This window comes from Clostridium sp. Marseille-Q7071 (genome assembly GCF_965112025.1).
The window spans coordinates 320,720-339,042 of record NZ_CBCOPR010000001.1; the positions used below are offsets into that span (position 1 = coordinate 320,720).

At 26.0% G+C, this 18,323-nt stretch carries 14 protein-coding genes; 2 read left to right on the forward strand and 12 right to left on the reverse strand.

Translation table 11 applies throughout. The features are described from left to right. Nucleotides 1–317: 317 nt before the first annotated feature. The 5 genes from ispE to ACWPW7_RS01495 all read right to left on the reverse strand — a co-directional run bounded on the left by ispE (nucleotide 318) and on the right by ACWPW7_RS01495 (nucleotide 6,517). Nucleotides 318–1,160: a 4-(cytidine 5'-diphospho)-2-C-methyl-D-erythritol kinase gene (gene ispE, locus ACWPW7_RS01475; RefSeq protein WP_454052102.1), complete on the reverse strand. Its 843-nt coding sequence runs from the start codon at nucleotides 1,158–1,160 to the stop codon at nucleotides 318–320. 198 nt (nucleotides 1,161–1,358) lie between these two features. Then, nucleotides 1,359–2,921, reverse strand: coding sequence for a DUF3794 and LysM peptidoglycan-binding domain-containing protein (locus ACWPW7_RS01480; RefSeq protein ID WP_454052103.1), 1,563 nt, complete (start codon nucleotides 2,919–2,921; stop codon nucleotides 1,359–1,361). Between the two features lie 413 nt (nucleotides 2,922–3,334). Then, a complete protein-coding gene (locus tag ACWPW7_RS01485) occupies nucleotides 3,335–3,571 on the reverse strand; it encodes a Veg family protein (RefSeq protein ID WP_039635127.1) in 237 nt (78 codons plus the stop codon). Between the two features lie 496 nt (nucleotides 3,572–4,067). Next, nucleotides 4,068–4,973, reverse strand: coding sequence for a sporulation peptidase YabG (yabG, locus tag ACWPW7_RS01490; RefSeq protein WP_291563302.1), 906 nt, complete (start codon nucleotides 4,971–4,973; stop codon nucleotides 4,068–4,070). Nucleotides 4,974–5,512: 539 nt separating this feature from the next. After that, nucleotides 5,513–6,517 carry a CotS family spore coat protein gene (locus tag ACWPW7_RS01495; RefSeq protein WP_291563299.1) on the reverse strand — a complete coding sequence of 335 codons (1,005 nt, stop codon included), beginning with the start codon at nucleotides 6,515–6,517 and terminating at the stop codon, nucleotides 5,513–5,515. A 519-nt stretch (nucleotides 6,518–7,036) separates the two neighbouring features. On the opposite strand from ACWPW7_RS01495, the gene ACWPW7_RS01500 reads away from it, so the two are divergent. Continuing rightward, the gene (locus ACWPW7_RS01500) at nucleotides 7,037–8,161 is read left to right on the forward strand and encodes a glycosyltransferase family 4 protein (protein WP_454052104.1); all 1,125 of its coding nucleotides are present in this window, start codon (nucleotides 7,037–7,039) and stop codon (nucleotides 8,159–8,161) included. Nucleotides 8,162–8,289: 128 nt separating this feature from the next. Here the strand turns inward: ACWPW7_RS01500 and ACWPW7_RS01505 are convergent, their stop codons facing one another. The 5 genes from ACWPW7_RS01505 to ACWPW7_RS01525 form a co-directional block, all read right to left on the reverse strand. After that, nucleotides 8,290–9,636: a hypothetical protein gene (locus tag ACWPW7_RS01505; protein ID WP_454052105.1), complete on the reverse strand. Its 1,347-nt coding sequence runs from the start codon at nucleotides 9,634–9,636 to the stop codon at nucleotides 8,290–8,292. A gap of 425 nt (nucleotides 9,637–10,061) precedes the next feature. Next, nucleotides 10,062–11,099, reverse strand: coding sequence for a CotS family spore coat protein (locus ACWPW7_RS01510; protein ID WP_454052106.1), 1,038 nt, complete (start codon nucleotides 11,097–11,099; stop codon nucleotides 10,062–10,064). Continuing rightward, nucleotides 11,099–11,875: a protein kinase family protein gene (locus tag ACWPW7_RS01515; protein ID WP_291563290.1), complete on the reverse strand. Its 777-nt coding sequence runs from the start codon at nucleotides 11,873–11,875 to the stop codon at nucleotides 11,099–11,101. Before ACWPW7_RS01515 ends, ACWPW7_RS01510 begins: the two co-directional genes overlap by 1 nt. Before the next feature lie 10 nt (nucleotides 11,876–11,885). After that, nucleotides 11,886–12,119, reverse strand: coding sequence for a hypothetical protein (locus ACWPW7_RS01520; protein WP_291563288.1), 234 nt, complete (start codon nucleotides 12,117–12,119; stop codon nucleotides 11,886–11,888). Nucleotides 12,120–12,467: 348 nt separating this feature from the next. Next, a complete protein-coding gene (locus tag ACWPW7_RS01525; RefSeq protein WP_454052107.1) occupies nucleotides 12,468–13,472 on the reverse strand; it encodes a CotS family spore coat protein in 1,005 nt (334 codons plus the stop codon). Nucleotides 13,473–13,812: 340 nt separating this feature from the next. Between ACWPW7_RS01525 and ACWPW7_RS01530 the strand changes: the two genes are divergently transcribed. Then, nucleotides 13,813–14,943 carry a glycosyltransferase family 4 protein gene (locus tag ACWPW7_RS01530; RefSeq protein WP_454052108.1) on the forward strand — a complete coding sequence of 377 codons (1,131 nt, stop codon included), beginning with the start codon at nucleotides 13,813–13,815 and terminating at the stop codon, nucleotides 14,941–14,943. A 431-nt stretch (nucleotides 14,944–15,374) separates the two neighbouring features. On the opposite strand, the gene ACWPW7_RS01535 is transcribed toward ACWPW7_RS01530, so the two are convergent. Beyond that, a complete protein-coding gene (locus ACWPW7_RS01535; RefSeq protein WP_454052109.1) occupies nucleotides 15,375–16,298 on the reverse strand; it encodes a GNAT family N-acetyltransferase in 924 nt (307 codons plus the stop codon). 562 nt (nucleotides 16,299–16,860) lie between these two features. Then, a complete protein-coding gene (locus ACWPW7_RS01540) occupies nucleotides 16,861–17,934 on the reverse strand; it encodes an exonuclease domain-containing protein (RefSeq protein ID WP_454052110.1) in 1,074 nt (357 codons plus the stop codon). Nucleotides 17,935–18,323 lie beyond the last annotated feature (389 nt).

An 18,323-nucleotide genomic window follows, 5' to 3' on the forward strand; every position in this document is an offset into this window, starting at 1 on the left:
ACAGTAAAAGAGAAAAATATACTTTTCTCAAACTATATGAGATCTTAAAAATTAGAAATAAAAAAATATGAACTTAAAAAAATTCATATTTTCAAGAATAGTTTAAAATGGATTTTTAGATATCTTCAAGAATAATTAGCCAATATACTAATGTGCTTTGTACCATATTCTGTTGTACATTTCTACTGAAAAATCATTCTCATTGAAAACTACCGCCTTATCTTATACACAGTATTCATTCCATCTTTAATTAGCTATTTTAGGGACTTTAAATAAACTAGTTAGAAAAAATAAAACCGCGACTATCAGTCACGGTTTTATATAGTTCTTGTTATAAAACATTCTTTATATTTAATTTTTAACTTTTCAAAACATCTTTGAGCTTTTAACATATCATCAAAAAAACCAAATACTGTAGGACCACTTCCACTCATCATAGAGCCTAATGCACCTAATTTTATCATTTCTTCTTTTATATGTTTTAAAAAAGGATATTTTTTTATTGTAACATTCTCAAGTAAATTTCTCATATTTTTGCTCACAAATTCTATATCACTATTTTCCATGGCAGAGATTAATCCTTCTGTATCAGGATGTTTAAATATCTTTTTTATATCTAAAGCTTTATAAACGTCCTTAGTAGAAACTCCAAAGTTAGGTTTAACCACAACTAGTATATGATTATTAAAAGGCTTTAGCGGAGTTATAACTTCTCCTATACCTTCACATAGTGCAGTTCCGCCTAAAATACAATATGGTACATCAGCACCTATTTTAAGCCCTACGTCCATAAGTTCCTCATCACTCACATCATTTTTATATAAATCCCTCATAGCTTTTAAAGTTGCTGCAGCATCAGCACTTCCCCCTGCCATTCCAGCGGCTACAGGTATATTTTTAGTAATATTTATTTTAACTCCTTCAGAAATTTTATATGTATTTTTAAATAATTCTGCTGATTTATAAACTAAGTTATTACTATCCACAGGTAGAAAATGTTTATTACACTTAATGTGTATACCTTCACCACACTTTTCAAAATCTAATTCATCATATATATCTATATTTTGCATTATCATTTTTAGCAAATGATATCCATCTTCTCTTTTTCCTACTACATCTAAGGATATATTTATCTTTCCATAAGCTTTAATCTTCATTTAATTCACCACCATAAAAATATTTTTCATTAGTATAGTATAACAATTATAACAGATATATAAGCTTTTTTTAAAGAGCTAGCAAGTTTTTAAATATACAATTTTATCCAATAATTATAAATTAGAAAGTATCACATTTAAATTTTTATCCTAAATAAATAAAATAAAGCTGCAAGGATAATTCCTTGCAACTTTATTTTACATTACCGCTCTACCTGGGATAATCAATTTATCCATAGGTTTAATATCATTTTCTTCTTGTAATTCATTAATATTCATGATTTCTTCCTTAGTTGTATAATATTTTTTAGCTATTTGCCACAAAGTATCTCCTGGTTGAACTACATAAATAGTTATACTAGCTTTCTTATTAGGCATTTCGCCTTCCATCGGCATCATCTCTGTCAAGAATTTTTTCTTAACTGTATATAGCACCTTACAGTAATTCCTAACTATTGCTCTTACACAAATATTACCCGCTTCAATACTTGCTTCTAACATTTCAAGATACATTTTACATATAGCATTCATGTCTATCTTAGCGCCATTTACATCAGTACTTGTAGTAAATGGTATCTCATCACTTACAGAAGCCACATAATCTTTTTCATCGTTAGTAGAATATAATACATCTACCTTAAGCACTCCATCTAAAGCCACTTTATCTTCCATAATTTTTTTATCAGTAATATTAACAGTACCAGTAGACATTATAATCCTATTTGGCTTAGGCATATCGTTATCTAACTCAATATCACCCTTAACTAATGTTTCATTTCCAACATTTCCTTGGACTACGTTCATATCAAAGTCTTGCTTTTCCATTTTAATCATTTGACTTGGAGAATAAGCGTCTTCTATCATTTCGACTTCGTCCTTGCTCATAACATTAGTAGTAGTTTTAACTAAAAATTCTACTTCTAATATTCTATTTTCCCCCATATCATCTTCCTTAACTTCACATTCAATTGGATGAATTAAAAAGTCTGTATTATGTTCCATTCTTTGTGATATTTTTTCTACGTCTAATTCCTTTGTTAATAATACATTTTCACTTACACATATAAGCTCTCTAGAATTTTTAGCTTTATATAAGACTTGAACGTTAGCAACAGCTTCTATATGAATTCCACCATCATAGAGTCTAATATCTTTTTTTCCTAGTGTAATAAAGCATTTAACTATTCTACCTATCTCAGGCTTATCCATATCTATCTTAAAATCAGTTTTACCTATAATCTCTCCTTGGAATTGTCCTACAACCTTATCTACTATCATAGGATTTTTCAAGAATTGAATATCATTATTGCTATCAACATGCTTAACTATTTCAAAACTATTTTTTTTAATAACTTCACATTCAACATTCATAACACCTTGAATACAAATTTTTCTCTCATTAACTATTATACAATGAATATGTTCCATATCTGCCTTTGCTTCGCAGAGCATATCATCTGTTGCATCTGGAGCATCAAGATTAGTATTAAATTTAGTATTATAAGTAATTGCATGAGCTTCAGTATTCTCATCTTCCCTAGCCATATATAAAACATTAAACTGAATTTGGCCTTCTACTACTACTTTTCCATTCATTACTTCTTTATTGGTAACTAACGGCGTTGCATCAAGCATCAATATTTCAGTTACATCCGGAAGAGTATCTGGTACTACGTATTCTTCTTTTATAACTATATCTTGAGATTTTTCACCTAATGATTGTTCATAGTCTATATTGTCTTTAACTAGATTCAAATCCATAACTTAATCCCTCCTATAAATACCTACTAATAATTTATATATATCTCTTAATAAAAATATGACTTAAATACAAAACAATAAATTCATATTTTCGTCATATTACGATAGTTTAAATATTTTTTTTAATTTTTTTTATCATTTTTGTTGACATTTGTCGATATTTGTTCTATTATAAAGATGGTTATTGACCATATAACCTCTCATAAATTCTCAATACCCTTTTATACCATAGCTGAAAGATGGATACCCCATCTTTCATTTTTTTATTTATATAAGATGACTAAAATAAAATAGTTGTTCAAATATATAATGAATATGTAATAATATCAATATAATTTAAAATCTAATTTAACATAAAAAAAGAAAAACGATACATGAAATTTGTATCGTTTTTCTTTATTTATGTCTAAACCTTATCCAGCAAATACTAATTGAACAGTCTTTGTTAGTACATCCGAATAACTGTATGTAACAGTCCTCTGAGATCCGTTTTCTAATCTGATGACAAAAATACTATCATAAGTTTTTTCTAAAATTCCATCATTTATTAGTATTTTTCTTCTGCCACCATTAGCCTTTAATGTTACCTTCTCGCCAACATGACGTTCAATATCTTTTTTAATTGAAGTCAGTACATCCCTTCTTTGCATGGTAAACACCTTCTTTCATCTTATATTATACGCCCAAATTACATTTATGTCAAAATAAAACTTATAATTTTATCACTTTTAATTAATCGTTGTCAATAATAATTATACGGGAAATTCTTTGATAATTTTATAACTAAATTATATTTGCTAAGGATTGGTTGAATTTTCATGTGTTTTTAAATATGAACTCACTTGTGTAACTTTAGTATGGCTGTATTTGAAGATTACTATACTTATATAATTTTTATTCTTAGATTGTTAACAATTAACAAAGTTTATTTTAAAGCCTTCTTCAATATAAAAATGAAAGATAAAATTACAAATAAAAATTGAGAATGAAGGCCTCATAGATATTCCTTCAATAGTTCAACAGTTATTTCTTCAAAGTTATTTAGTAACTTCTTATAAAAAAGAAAAGTGACCCAGTCACTTTTCTAGAAATAAATTTATGGCATAAAAATTATTTTTGACTTTTTAGGCAATATCTTTTTTTTAATTATCTTATATATTGAGACTTAGGAAATCCTTCTCTATATTTTCCTCTAGTTTGAAGTCCTCCAACTCCTTTTATTCCTGTTATACTATTTTGAATTGCATCCTGAATATCTACTATAGTATCGATACTTGTATAAGCTATTCTTTCGCATATAAGTACAGGATCTAAACAATGAATTAAAACTCTATTAGGTGAACTAGCAAAATTTGCTCCTGCATCTAAAAGTGCTTCATAACATGATTGACAAGCACCTGCGAAAATAACTAAGTCATCATAATTTGATTTGTATTCTCTTAATATGGATACACACTCTACAAAGTTTTTAGAATTTCTATAGTTATCTAAATTCATATAATCTGTTACTCCTTTTGTCATACCATCATGACCTGTAATAACAACTATATCTGGATTTACTTCCTTAACTACCTCCAATATCTTACTTGGTTGTTCCTTTTCATTTATTATTCTACCTACAGCATCTATTGAAAGTTGTTTGTACGTTTTAAGACATACTTGAAGATAATTAGGATCTCCATCTACATGAAGTACTTTGCCTGGTCTTCCAAAAAATAATTCTCTATTTTGTAGCCCTGTTTTCTCTCTTCTTACATAATCATAATAAGATTTATCTAATACTTCAGCTGCTTCGCCTCTATAATTAGAAGTTCTAGATAACAATATTTTTTTAATAGAAGAATTTATTTTTTTATTGAAAACTTTATCTATTTCTCCTAATCTATCTCTAGATACAGGTTCTAAATCCTCTTTAGAACAATCTGCCTCAATTCTTATGTTTAATCCTTTTAATACATAAACCTCTTTTCCATTCTCTTCTTTAATATCTATAATCTTAAAAGCTATATCTCCATCATAAGACTTTCTTACTACAACATCTCCTATTTTCATATACAATCCTCTCCATTATAACTAGCTATAATTATATGATATGGAAATGTAAAATTAAGGTGATAGATTTAAAAGTAACCAGACAGTATGTCCTCTGTTTTTTCTTATACTAGGTTGTCAGAGCTCTGTGATATAGGGTTTCATAATGAAAGTTTAACTTATACATGATTTTGATTTTCATAGCAATTTTTTCTATAAATTAAAAATTAAAGATACGAATTATGGTTAGAACTCCACTGACAAAAGCTTTGGAGTTTTTTAGAATAAATTTTATTTTAAGAAATTCTTCATTCTTAACTATTAATTTTTAATTTTCAAAAGGTTAAGCTATTTTTTTAGAAAATTTATTTTCAAGAGTATATTTCGAGTTTTTACATTGTATCCCTACAGCTGTGCATCATGGAGATTTATTTCTTTGTCTAATGCAAAATATACTACCATCTTTGACTAATCTTTTCTTTCTTATGTCTAACACATAAATAAATTAAAGCTATGTAATTAATATAATTACATAACTTTAATTAACTACAATGGATAAATTATTCCAAATTATAAATACTACTGAATTCTTTAATAAATGTTGTAAATTTTTCCTGTTCAGAGATTAACTCCTCCATCTTCTTGTTAAAGGTGTTCTGAATCCAATTTACTTCGTTATAATAATATCTGTTGCATAATCTCCAATAACGCTGAGGAAATAATAAAAATGAATATAAAACCTTATATTCTTCTTTTGTAAGTGGACTTATACTATTATATGCATCTATTATTAAATTAGCATATTTAATATCCCACTCTCTTCTTTTTAGTACCTTAATTAAAAAGTTTGATATGTCGTAAACTCGTACTTCTCTCTTACAGTAATCAAAGTCAATAACATTAACCTCATTATTATCACTAATTATTATGTTATGATATGTGTAATCATGATGACAAAAACTTTTACTCTCCTCTGTTTGTCTACAAATTTCAAAGTAATCAGAAGAGTTAAGATTGTCTAAGGCTTTTTTACTTAAATTTTTATAATAGTCTACTGTCTTTAAATAGTTGATGTCAAATTCATATTTATGATTTTTCTTTTTTCTCACCATTTCCTTCATCTTATCAAAGGATTTAATTCTTTTTTCAATAAGATGTGGCCATCTTCCTAAATCTGATTTTAATTTACTGTTTTCAGGTGGTTCATACCCTTTAGAAGCAATATGCATATGTGCTAGATTCTTTGCAGCTATAACTAAGTCGTCATCATTATAGAAGTCACACTCTCTACCATCAATCCACTGAGATAAAGTATAAATATCTTCATTTACCAGTGCATAAGGATTCCCTTCTTTATTTAAAAAATACCTATCTATATTTAGAAATCCACTCTTATATAAGTGCTCTTTTGCACCATATACAAATAATAGCTTTTGAGTGCCATAATTAATTTTTTTAAGGCATTTTGCGCCATCATCGGTCTTTAAGAAATATACACCTTTATTAGGTTTTATACTCTCTATTTTAATATCAAATTGACGCTCAATCTCAAATTCTCTCATCATAGTTAACACCTCCCCTATAATTTATATGTATTTATATATGCGTTTAGAATATGATTATAGGAACTTCTCACTTATACAATGGAGAACTTAATTTAATTCATAATTCATAATGCAAAATTCACAATTGTGGATATTTCTCTTTTATAAGAGAAGTTCCAAATTTATCTCTTTTTAAAGTGACACAGTCACTTTTATTGAAAAACCTATTTGAAGGAATTAATTTATAAAATTAATTCCTTCCATAATCCTTTATTCTTCATTATTAATTCTTAATTTTCATAAGCTGTTCATTATAAATTTTTCGTTGATTAAAGTTATGAATTAAAATACTTAAATAAACAACTATATTAGTTTATATAGCTATCATATTAAGTAGTATATGTATACTATAAAACCAATATTAATATTTGTTATACAACTTACCCGACCATAACATATTTTTCTATACTCAATTAATATAATTTATTAATAGTAATTTTTCTAAAGATATCTGAAAAAGTATGTTTAAGGAGTTTTAATATGAAAATTGGAATAGATGCGAGAGCAGCTAAATGGTACAGAGGAACAGGTATTGGTACGTATACTTATCAATTGATAAATTCATTAAATAAAGTAGACTTCATAAATGAATATTTATTGTTTACTGCTGAAAATTATAATAATCATATAGATTTTAAAAAAAATTTTTTTCTTTCACCTATTAAAGAAAGTAACTCTTCTAACTTTTGGGATGAAGTTAATATACCTAATATGTTAAATGGAAAAGATATAGATATTTATCATGTTCCTCAAAATGGAGTAGGGCTTCCTATTGAGAAAAAGTGTCCTTTTATTATAACCCTTCATGACACTATTCCTATTCATATGCCTGAAACTGTAGGTGATAGATATTTAGAAATATTTACAACTAAAATGAAATCCATTGTAGAAAACTCCGATGGTATAATTACTGTTTCGGAGTTTTCTAAAGAAGATATATCTAAAGATTTTAATTATCCTAAAGAAAAAATTTTTGTAACTTATCTTGCTAGTGAAAATATATATAAACCTATAGATAAAGTTATCGCAAGTTCTATCTTAAAAAAACAGTATTCTCTTCCTAATAATTATATTTTATATGTAGGTGGTTTTAGTCCTAGAAAAAATATTTTAGGCCTTATAAAAGCATATAGTAAATTACCCAAAAATATAAGAGAATCTCATAACTTAGTTATAGCAGGCAATAAAGGTAAATCCTATGAACTGTACAAAGAATGTGCTGAAGAATACAATGTAGATAATCATGTTATATTCCCTGGATTTATCTCTATGGAATACATGCCTTATTTATATAACGCTGCCTCATTATTTGTCTATCCATCATTTTATGAGGGTTTTGGTTTACCCCCTATAGAAGCTATGGCTTGTGGAGTTCCTGTAATAGCTTCAAATGTAACTTCTATACCTGAGGTATTAGATGATGCAGCAGTATTATTTAATCCTAATGACATTGATGAGCTGAGTAGTAAATTATATGAGGTCTTAATGGATGAAAATATTAAACAGGAGCTTATTCATAAGGGTTTCATTAAGAATAACTCCTTGTCTTGGGAAAAAACAGCTTTGGATACTTTAAAAGCTTATAAAGCAATACTTTCACCATGATAAATTATTAAAATAATTTTTTTAGATTATTTTAGAATTGCATAAAAAAGCTGCTTTAGAATTAATTTGAAAAATTAACTCTAAAGCAGTTCTTATTTATATTCAATTTTGAACTCATTATAAATTTTTTAATGTTTATTTGAAATTTTTCTTTTATAAAAATCTTCCCAACACCACTTAATTGGAGTTGGATTTTCTATCACTATTATTGATTGAAAATAATCTGTAGTTACACCTTTATTAGTTTCAAAAAGCTTTTTATCTACATGTAAGGTCTCATGACCTTCATATACATCAGAAAATGAAAAACACTCTTTAAAAATTTTCTTTTTATATGGACTTCTTTTATTATCTAATACAATTATTTTGCTTCCCTTTTCTATATCAGCTTCTTTTAAAGTATTTTTTAAATCTGTGGTAATGCTATAAAAATACTTTGGCCTCAACCAACCATAATCATAACATTGTCCTTCTTTATATATTATATTTATACTATATATTTTATCTTTAAAATTAGAGTCTTCTTTAATATTTGCGCCTAAAAATTTTACAGTATTGATTTCATTTTGATAAGCATTTTGTGTACCATAATGAAGATAATACTTGCCACCATCAAAATGTTCATATATTTTCTTAAAATTCTCATAATTCATTTTATCTCTTTGTTCATAACAATCTTTATTAACATATACTGGTGCATTAAACACTTCATTTATTCCAGAGTTGTTTTTTAAATTATTTACTATTAACTTAAGATCAAATACTCCTTCACTACCTAAATATTTTACATATATATTTTCATTTTCTTCTAAATCTTTATCTAGATCTTCAAGGGATTTTAAAAATTCACTGCTTTTTCTTCCTATAGTCCATTCTAATTCAGAATATTTTAGAACCTTTTTCATTTTATCCAATTGTTCTTTAGGAATTTCCTTATATTCCTCTAATATATTTTTAAAATAATAAGTTACACCACCTTGCTCTTCCCCAATATCTAACCCAACTATAGTTAATTTTTTATCCTCTGGTAAACTTTTATTTTTTAGATATAATTTTTTCATAAATTCCTTTGCTTCTTCGGTATTTCTCATTTCTATAATTTCCCATTTAAAAATATCATCTAATAATTTTTCATCTCCACTTTGTAAATACTTATTAAAAATAACTCCAGACGCATGCCCCCATTCCACTAGAAAATATTTTAAATCCCAATTATCTATCAAATAATTTATAAATTTATATTGAATATATGAGTTTTCTTTAACTGCATGGTACTTATTTGTGAAAATTATGCTTTTATCTTTTATATTTTCCCATATTAAATCTAAGTCGCTATTATCATTAATATCATTAAGTTTTAAATCTCTGCTGTTTTTCTTAATATAATCAATGTTATTAATAGGACGATTATAAAAAACAAATGCTCCTACTAAAACACATAAGAAACATATAATAGATACAATTTTTTTCTTCAAATATCTCACTCCTTAATTTTTTTAGTATCATGATACAATTCTAATGTAAATCATTTCAAAGCAATTATTAATTAATAATTCATGAATGTTATTTCATTTTTTATCAATCTTTCATTTTTTCAATTTATTATAAAATTATTAAACAATATCCATAACTTCCTCTTGCTTTTTAACAATTTATGCAAAATTTAAAAATAGCAATAATAAAATGCGAAAATTTATTTCTAATTTGGGATCAAATTATATTAAATAAAGTTAATTTTTTATTTCGAATATTTAAACTGAGTTGAGTATGTTTTGTCTCATAAAGTACGTCAGTAATTAGTCTTGATAACTTTGTTATTAGTGAAATATTTATGAAATGCTATTATATATTTATATAATAAAAAGAATAGCTATAACCTCATCATAGCTATTCTTTTATGTTAATATTTTATATTATAATAACTTTTAAATTGCTCTAAGAATTCTTTTCTCTCCTCCTGATATTCTAATTTTCTTTTAAGTTTAAATAAAAACACTTCTTCTGTCCATAATTTTTTTCTTTTATAGTAATTCTTACTTACACTATAAAAATCCTCAGGAAAGTATAACATTCCGTATAATACTTCTAGTTCTCTATTATCAAGATTTATATTTTCTTTATAACAATTTATTATATTATGCGCTTTTTCAAAATCAAAAGCAAAATTCTTAATTACTTTATTTATAAAATTACAAAGGTCATGGACTCTTAAATCTATAATTGCATAGTCAAAATCTATAAAATAAACATCATCCTCTTTGATTAATATATTATGATATGCTAAATCATGATGACATAAAACTATTTTATCTTCTTCGCTGCAAAGTTTTAAATATGGAGATGAATTTAAAATTTCTATACTTTTATCCATTTCCTCTATATAATAATCTACATTTTTTATAAAAATTTTATCAAATTCTTTTTTATTTTCATAAGTTTTAACTAAATTCTTAAAAATTAAAAGTTCTTCCTTCTTTCTAGCTAAATTGTCGATTAGAGTTCCTACCATATATCTATAACTATTTTCTTTATATCTAAAACCTTCAGATGATAAATGAAGCTTAGAAAGTGCTCTAGATGCCATACTAACCTCTATGGGATTATTAAATTCGCATTCTCTTCCTTCAATTAAGTTCATAACTACGTAATAATTATTATAATGTTTAGTACATATTTTACCTTTTTTATTCTTCTCAAAACTAAAAGTGTTCTTAAAATTATTATTCTCTATATAATTAATAGCACTATCTATAAATTCTAGATGATTTAAATCATAATCTAATTTCTTTAATATTTTATTTCCCTTATTTGTAGAAATTATAAATAGCTTTCTAATCGGAATTATATCATTAACCTTATAATTATATTTCTTAAAAAGTCCTATATCTAAATCATATTTACACAAAAAGTCTTTATCTCTAAATCTTCCCTCTATCATTACTCCACCTCACCTATTAGGGAAAAACCATCCTCCTCCATAGCCTTTATTAGTTTGCTACTATAATCTTTATCACTCCAATTTTTTTTATTTTTTCTATATTTATCATATATTTTCATAAATTCATGAGGATATGATAGCATTGCTAATATAAATCTTTCACTGTTATTATCTAGCTTTTCTAAATCGCAAAATTTCTTAACATGTTTTTCCCAATTTAAATTTGCTCCTTTTCTTTTAAGCTTAGATAATAAGTAATAGGCATCCATTTCAACCATATTATAGGCTATGTCGTAAAAATTAACTATTTCTAAAGTTTCTCCCTTATCTAAATTATCAAAACCTACATCACTTAGACACACCTCAACATTTTTCATACTTCTTGAAATCAAGTCCATATAATTTGAACTATAAATATAATTCATGCATTCTTCAGCTCTTTTTAAATATTTATCACCATTAAAGATTAATAATTTTTCAAATTCATTCTTAGGTCCAACTTCCTTTATTGTTTCCATATGCTTAGAAAACCTCTTTATCTGTACTTTATATTCTTCAACTAGCTTACAAGTATCATTATTTATCCTTCTTTTTAAATAGCCATTAAAGCCACAAGAATTAGCATGAAATTCAGAAATTAATTGTAGTTGATTAGCTACCCTTTCATCTAACCCCCTCTTGCTCAATGACTTATTATCTTTCAATATAAAATCGATCTTTTTAACTCCTTTTTCTTTTAAATATTCTCCAAAAGTATCATAGAAAAATCTTCTCATAGCACCACCCCTACTTGTGCTTTCTTTTTAGCCTTTTAGACATTTTATTTAATATTTCTTGCTTCTCTTGTTCCAGTTCTTGAAGCTTCTTTTGTCTCTTCTTAATCTTCTTAAGCTCTTTAATATTCTCCTCCATTTGTCTTAGCTTTTCATCATAGTCGTCAACTGTTTTTAGTCCATTATCCTCTTCATAATCTTTTTCATAGTTCTCTATTTTGTTTTCTTCATCTCTTTTATATGACATAACACCCCTCCATTTAAAATGATAAATTTAGGCATCTGAAAGAAAATTATAAATCAAAAATGTTAGTATATTTTAAGCATATGAAATAAAATAGCTAGTTAAAGATGCGAAATACATTTTGCATCAGACAAGAAGACAGTTTTTCATGATAGTTTAACTATCATGGAGCTCTGACGACGCAGTATGATACAAAATAGATGAGCATACTGACTAGTTATTTTTTTGAATATGCTTCATATCAGACAAGGCATCAGGTTCTGTTCATAGTGCTTCTATGGGCGGGTTCTGACAACGCAGTATGATGAAAAATAGGCTAACATACTGGTTTATTATTTTTTTGAGAATGCCTCAGATTATGAGATTTCTAAAACGCTCTATAAATTCTTGTTTTTCCTCTCGATCATCACAGAAAAATTTTAATTTTTTAAGAAAAAACTCTTCACCCCATGGTTTCTCTTCCCAATAATATTGAATACCTCTTTGCCAATAATCTTGAGGGAATTCCATAAATGCTGCCATTATAGGAATATCATCTTGCTCTAATCTATGAGTCTCCATATAAGCATCTAGAATCTCCCTAGCACTATTTAATTCCCATTTACTATATTTCATCCTTCTAATTAAAAGACTACTTAAATCATGAAGATAAGAATCTAATATACAATAATCAAAATCTATGATATTTATGTCTCCATTATGATTAATTAATACATTATGGTGAGCATAATCATGATGGCAAAAGCCTTTATTACAAACATGATTCTGCATTTTCTCCATATATTTACTACTCAAAAGATTTTTTATACTGTTATCACATCTTTTTAATTCTTCTTCCATAATGCTTAGATAAATCAAATCAAATTGGGATTTACATTCTTTCTTATCAATCCTTATCTTAAAATCTATAATTTCGTTTTTTCTTATCTTGTAAGTTTCTATCCATCTAAACCACCCAATTCTAGGCTGCATATTTGGTTTTATAATAAAATTTTCACTTTTACTGTGAAGTTCTCCTAATTTTTTAGCCGCATTTTTAACATCAAAAGGATTATCATAATTACTTTCTCTTGCATTTATCCACGGAGTTAGATAAGCATAATTGTCATATACCTTAATATAATCTAATCCATCTATAGTTTTAATTATTTCAGGAACATAATTAAAATCATTGTTTTGAAGATGTTTAATTGCCCCCAATATAAACAAAAAATGCTCAAATTCATAGCCTATGACTTTTAAGCAATAGATATTATAAGGAGTTTCCACTCTATATACACTTTTATTTTTTTCTACATAAGTTATATCAAGATTATAGTTCTCTTTAACTAATTGGCTAATAGTAGAAAGGTTCAAAAATCTCCCTCCAAAACAGTCTTCTATTTGTAATATATGAAAAGTATTTATAATGTGTGTTTTAATTTGTAAAGTTTGTAACATATATTTTTAATTAAACTAATATAGTAATATATAGTTTTGGTTTATTATTCCTTTATAGTGATACCATTCCTAAATTTAATATGTGATAAAATAATTGCTATTTTTTAATGTTTTAATTACCATCTATTTAATTGAAAAATTGTTGATTACTGCTGAGAAATACTTACAGTTGTGGATTATCCATTTCCATTGTTAAATTAATTACTATAAAGAAGAATACATGTTAATTTATATTAATTATAAGGGGTGAAATTCTATGAGGATTGCAATTGATGCTAGAGGTATCAATTGGTATGGAGGAACAGGAATTGGTACTTATACAGAGAATGTTCTACGGAATCTACTTAATATAGATAAAAATAATTATTATCATATTTACTGGTCTGGGGAGAATTATGAAAAATATGAGAAAAGTAATAGTAAAATAGTAATGGCATCAAAAAAATATCATAGATTTTTTCAAGATCATTATTTTCCTTATAATATGAAATCTGAAGATATTGACATATATCATATCCCCCAAAATGGTATAGGACTAAATTCTTCTATACATTGCAAGAAAATAGTTACTATACATGATTTAATACCTTATATCATGCCTGAAACTGTAGGTAGTGGATATTTACTAAAATTTTTAAAAGAAATACCTACTATTATGGAGCAAGCTCACGGTATAATTACTGTTTCTGAGTACAGTAAAAAGGATATATTGAAGTTTTTTCCTGTAGATGAAAAGAAAATTTTTGTAACCCCTTTAGCTGCAGATATAAAGTACAAACCTTTAGACAAAGAGGTTTGCAAAGAGTTTATTAGTAAGAAGTATAATATAGACAAACCTTTTATATTATATTTAGGTGGATTTAGTGAGAGAAAAAATGTACACTCTCTAATTTCAGCTTTTACAAAGATATATAAAGATTTAGATAAAGAATTTAATCTTGTAATTGTAGGTTCCTATAGAGATGCTTCTCAAGAACTGGTAAAACTTAGAGATAAGTTGAATATGACAGATAAGATATTATTTACAGGTTTCGCCGATGAAGAAGATCTCCCTCTTTATTATAATGCCTGTGAGACTTTTGTTTACCCTTCTTTTTATGAAGGCTTTGGACTTCCTCCATTAGAAGCTATGAATTGTGGTACTCCAGTTATAACTTCTAATGTAACATCTATACCTGAAGTAATAGGTGATAGTGGTATGCTAGTAAATCCTCATAGCATAGATGAACTTTCTAATGCCATAGGTGAAATGCTCTCAAATGAAAGCTTAAGAACATACTATGGAAATCGTGGCTATGAAAGAGCTAAGTTATATTCTTGGGAAAATACAGCTAAAAACACACTAAATGTATACAACGAGATTTATTCTAAAGTAGATATATACTAGGCTTTCTCTTAGATTACTTTACTGTCCTATCAATAAAATATAAGTTTTCCCTAAAAATATAAAAATAAAAGTGTAATAAATTATATTACACTTTTATTTTTAGCCTAAAATTAGTATTAAAATATATTCCAAGAATTTACGCCTAGTTATTTTAATTTAAGCATCTGAAAGAAAATAATGAAGCAAAGATGTTAGTATATGTCTCATATCAGACAAGGCATCAGATTCTGCTCATAGTTATGTTATGAGCGGCTTCTGACAACGCAGTATGATGGAAGATAGGCTAACATACTGACTTGTTATTTTTTTTAAGATGCGTTATTAATATATTCTTAGCATATCATGGCTGAAAGTTTTTATCTATATTACTATTGTAACTCAAAGGATACAATAAAATTATACTTCTTTGTCGCTTTATTTAAATTATAACTTTAGATTTTATCAATACCTTTTTCCACTTTCTTCTCAAACCATTTAGAAAAAACTAGTTCTTCTTTAAAGCCATATTTATTATAAAAATTGTAAGCTACTTCATTTGAACTTATAACTAAAAGCTTAATTTCTATTACATTTCTCTTTTTTAGTAATTCAATGGATTTCTTAACTATAGCCTTTCCTATTCCATTTCTTCTAGAGTTATTTAATACTCCAATATTATCAATCCAGCCTTCATTATCTATATCCGCTAACATATAGATTCCCACATTGACACCATTATCTTTAACTATACCTATAAGTTCCTCATTTCCCTTATACTGATGAATAAAATTTTCTACCTCTTCCTCACTTAAAGTTCCAGCATTAGGAGTACCTTTAAATGCTTCATTGTGAATTATTCTAAATTCACTAATATTCTTCTCTGTCAAAGGAATAAATTCTACTTCTATATTATTTTGCAACTGTGATAATTTATCAAAATTATACTTCATAATAATGGCATCATGAATATATTTAAATTTATAGCTTTCTATATAAGGTGATAAATATATGATTTTATTTCTAATACCTAAAATTATTCTCTTACTAAAAGCCTTATCACAAGCGTCTTCTGCTTTACTCATCAACAAAGATAGTATATTAGGATTTTTCTGTAATGTTTTTTCTGCTATGTAAATATCAGTAATATATCCATCTCCAGAGATTTTAACCTCTCTTGTTATGGCAGATATTGACCCCTTTATATCTCCATCTTCAAAGATAGCAAAAACATTCTTTCCGTAATTAAAAATCTCACTTTCAAAAAGTTTTATCATATCTTCAAGAGTTCTATTATAATTTTCATCTAAATTAATTATAAAATTGTACAAATCTTCTCTATTCTTATCATATAATCTATCAAAGGTTAGTATTCTCATTACTTCCTCCCAGTAAGATATAAAATTTAACATTTATACTATATTATATCATTAAATTTTAGATAATGATAAGATATATATCAGTTCTAAAATTAATATATGTGAAAATAATCGTTGCTTTTTAGCATTATAATTAGAACCATTGAATTCACAACCTTTTCAATTCAAAGTTCACAATTGTGGACATTTAATACATTAGTTAATACTTTAATTGCATTACTTATCTCCATTGTTATGGTTAAATAAATAGGCGTTGCTCCGAACTATACTGTACCTTAGGGGAATCCTAAAGGGCTTCACTACTGTTCCCCTGAGGTGGAAACTAGCAATTGTATTGTTAGTAAAAAAATTTATTAAAGAAATTAGTTTCAATCAGACTAATTTTCACTATAACTATCAATTGTCCATTAATTAAAGTTGTAAATTGGGATATTTAAGGACGTAGCTATATTGAATTATATATTTCTTTACTAAATATGAGAAAATCTTAATTAACTATTTTTTATAAAAACATACAAAGAATTAATAGTGAAGAATTAATTCTTTTCTTAATTCCTCACTATTAATTATTGCTTCTTGTAAATTCTTTACCTTTTAATTCTTCCTTAAATTTCATATATAGTTTACCTAGATTCCAAGCATCATCAAGGGCATTATGCTGCTGACCTTCAAATTGGATATCATACGCTTTCAGAGCATTTATTAATGAAATTTGAGTCTTGTTATTTAAGTGTTTCGTTAAAACAGCTTGAAAATTACCATAATTATCTATCATTTTATTCACAATTGAAAGATCACATTTATTTAATCTTACATCTCTTTTTAAAGCTCTTATATCATCATTTCCCCAACTTATGAAAATCGCTTCATCTTCTCCTACCCATCTTTCAAATCTAGAAAAAACTTTTATAAAATAGTCCGCATTATCTATTTCCTTCTGTTTTATATTTGTTAGTGTTTTGCAACGATCACTTAAAATCCAATTAAAAGATGGTTTTATATAAGAGTAAAATACTTTATTATCATTGTTACTATATCTTACTGCTCCAATTGAAATTATTTCATTATTTACACCTTCCGCATTGGTACAGTTCATTTCAAAATCAAAAAATATAATATCTAAATCATTATTTTCTAATATTTTATTTATATTTTTAGTATCATTATTTTCTTTATTTCTTCTTTTTGAATCTTTTATTTTTTTATTATTACCATAAAATTCTTTTAAAAACTTATACAGTTCTTTACTATTATTCTTATTAAAAACCAATTCCCAATTTTTATGCCATTGTAATTTTAAAGCTATTTTAGATAATTTTTTTATACTGCATTTATTTTCCTTAAATCCATTTAAAATTTCATTTATTTTATCTATTACTGCTTTAGAATCAGTATTAATATAAACTATATCCTCAGAAGTTATCTTTCCTTTTATCTCTAATCTTTCAATTTCTGCCATTAAACATTTTAAGCATTTTATATGTGCTTCTCTTAAATCTTCAGCATTAAAATTCTCTCTTGATTTGAATATTAGCTTTTTTTCATTAATAATCAAAAATAATCCTTTACTATTACCATTATCAGCATTAAACTTCATGCTGTAATAACATATAATATGTCTCTGCTGATTTTCCAACTATTACATCTCCTTTAACAGTGTAATTTATAATAAGCATTCTAAAAAAATAATTAGTCAATATAGCTAATTTTATCTTATATTACATCTATAGAATTTACTGATAGCTAAACTGTTTGTAAAATACAGTAAATTACCTTAACTAACTTTTATGTATACAAAAATTTATAGTTTAAAATACATTATTATTTTATATATAATACCGATTTTAATAGCTTATACCTTAAAATATTTATAATTCCTACTTACCATTTGGTATAACTTTATAAATTAAAATGAACTATATATAATTACTTATACATTATAATCTACAAGTTTATATTTTTATATTAAAATTATAAATCACTATTGAAAATCATAACTAAAATTAACAGATAAATCAAATAAAA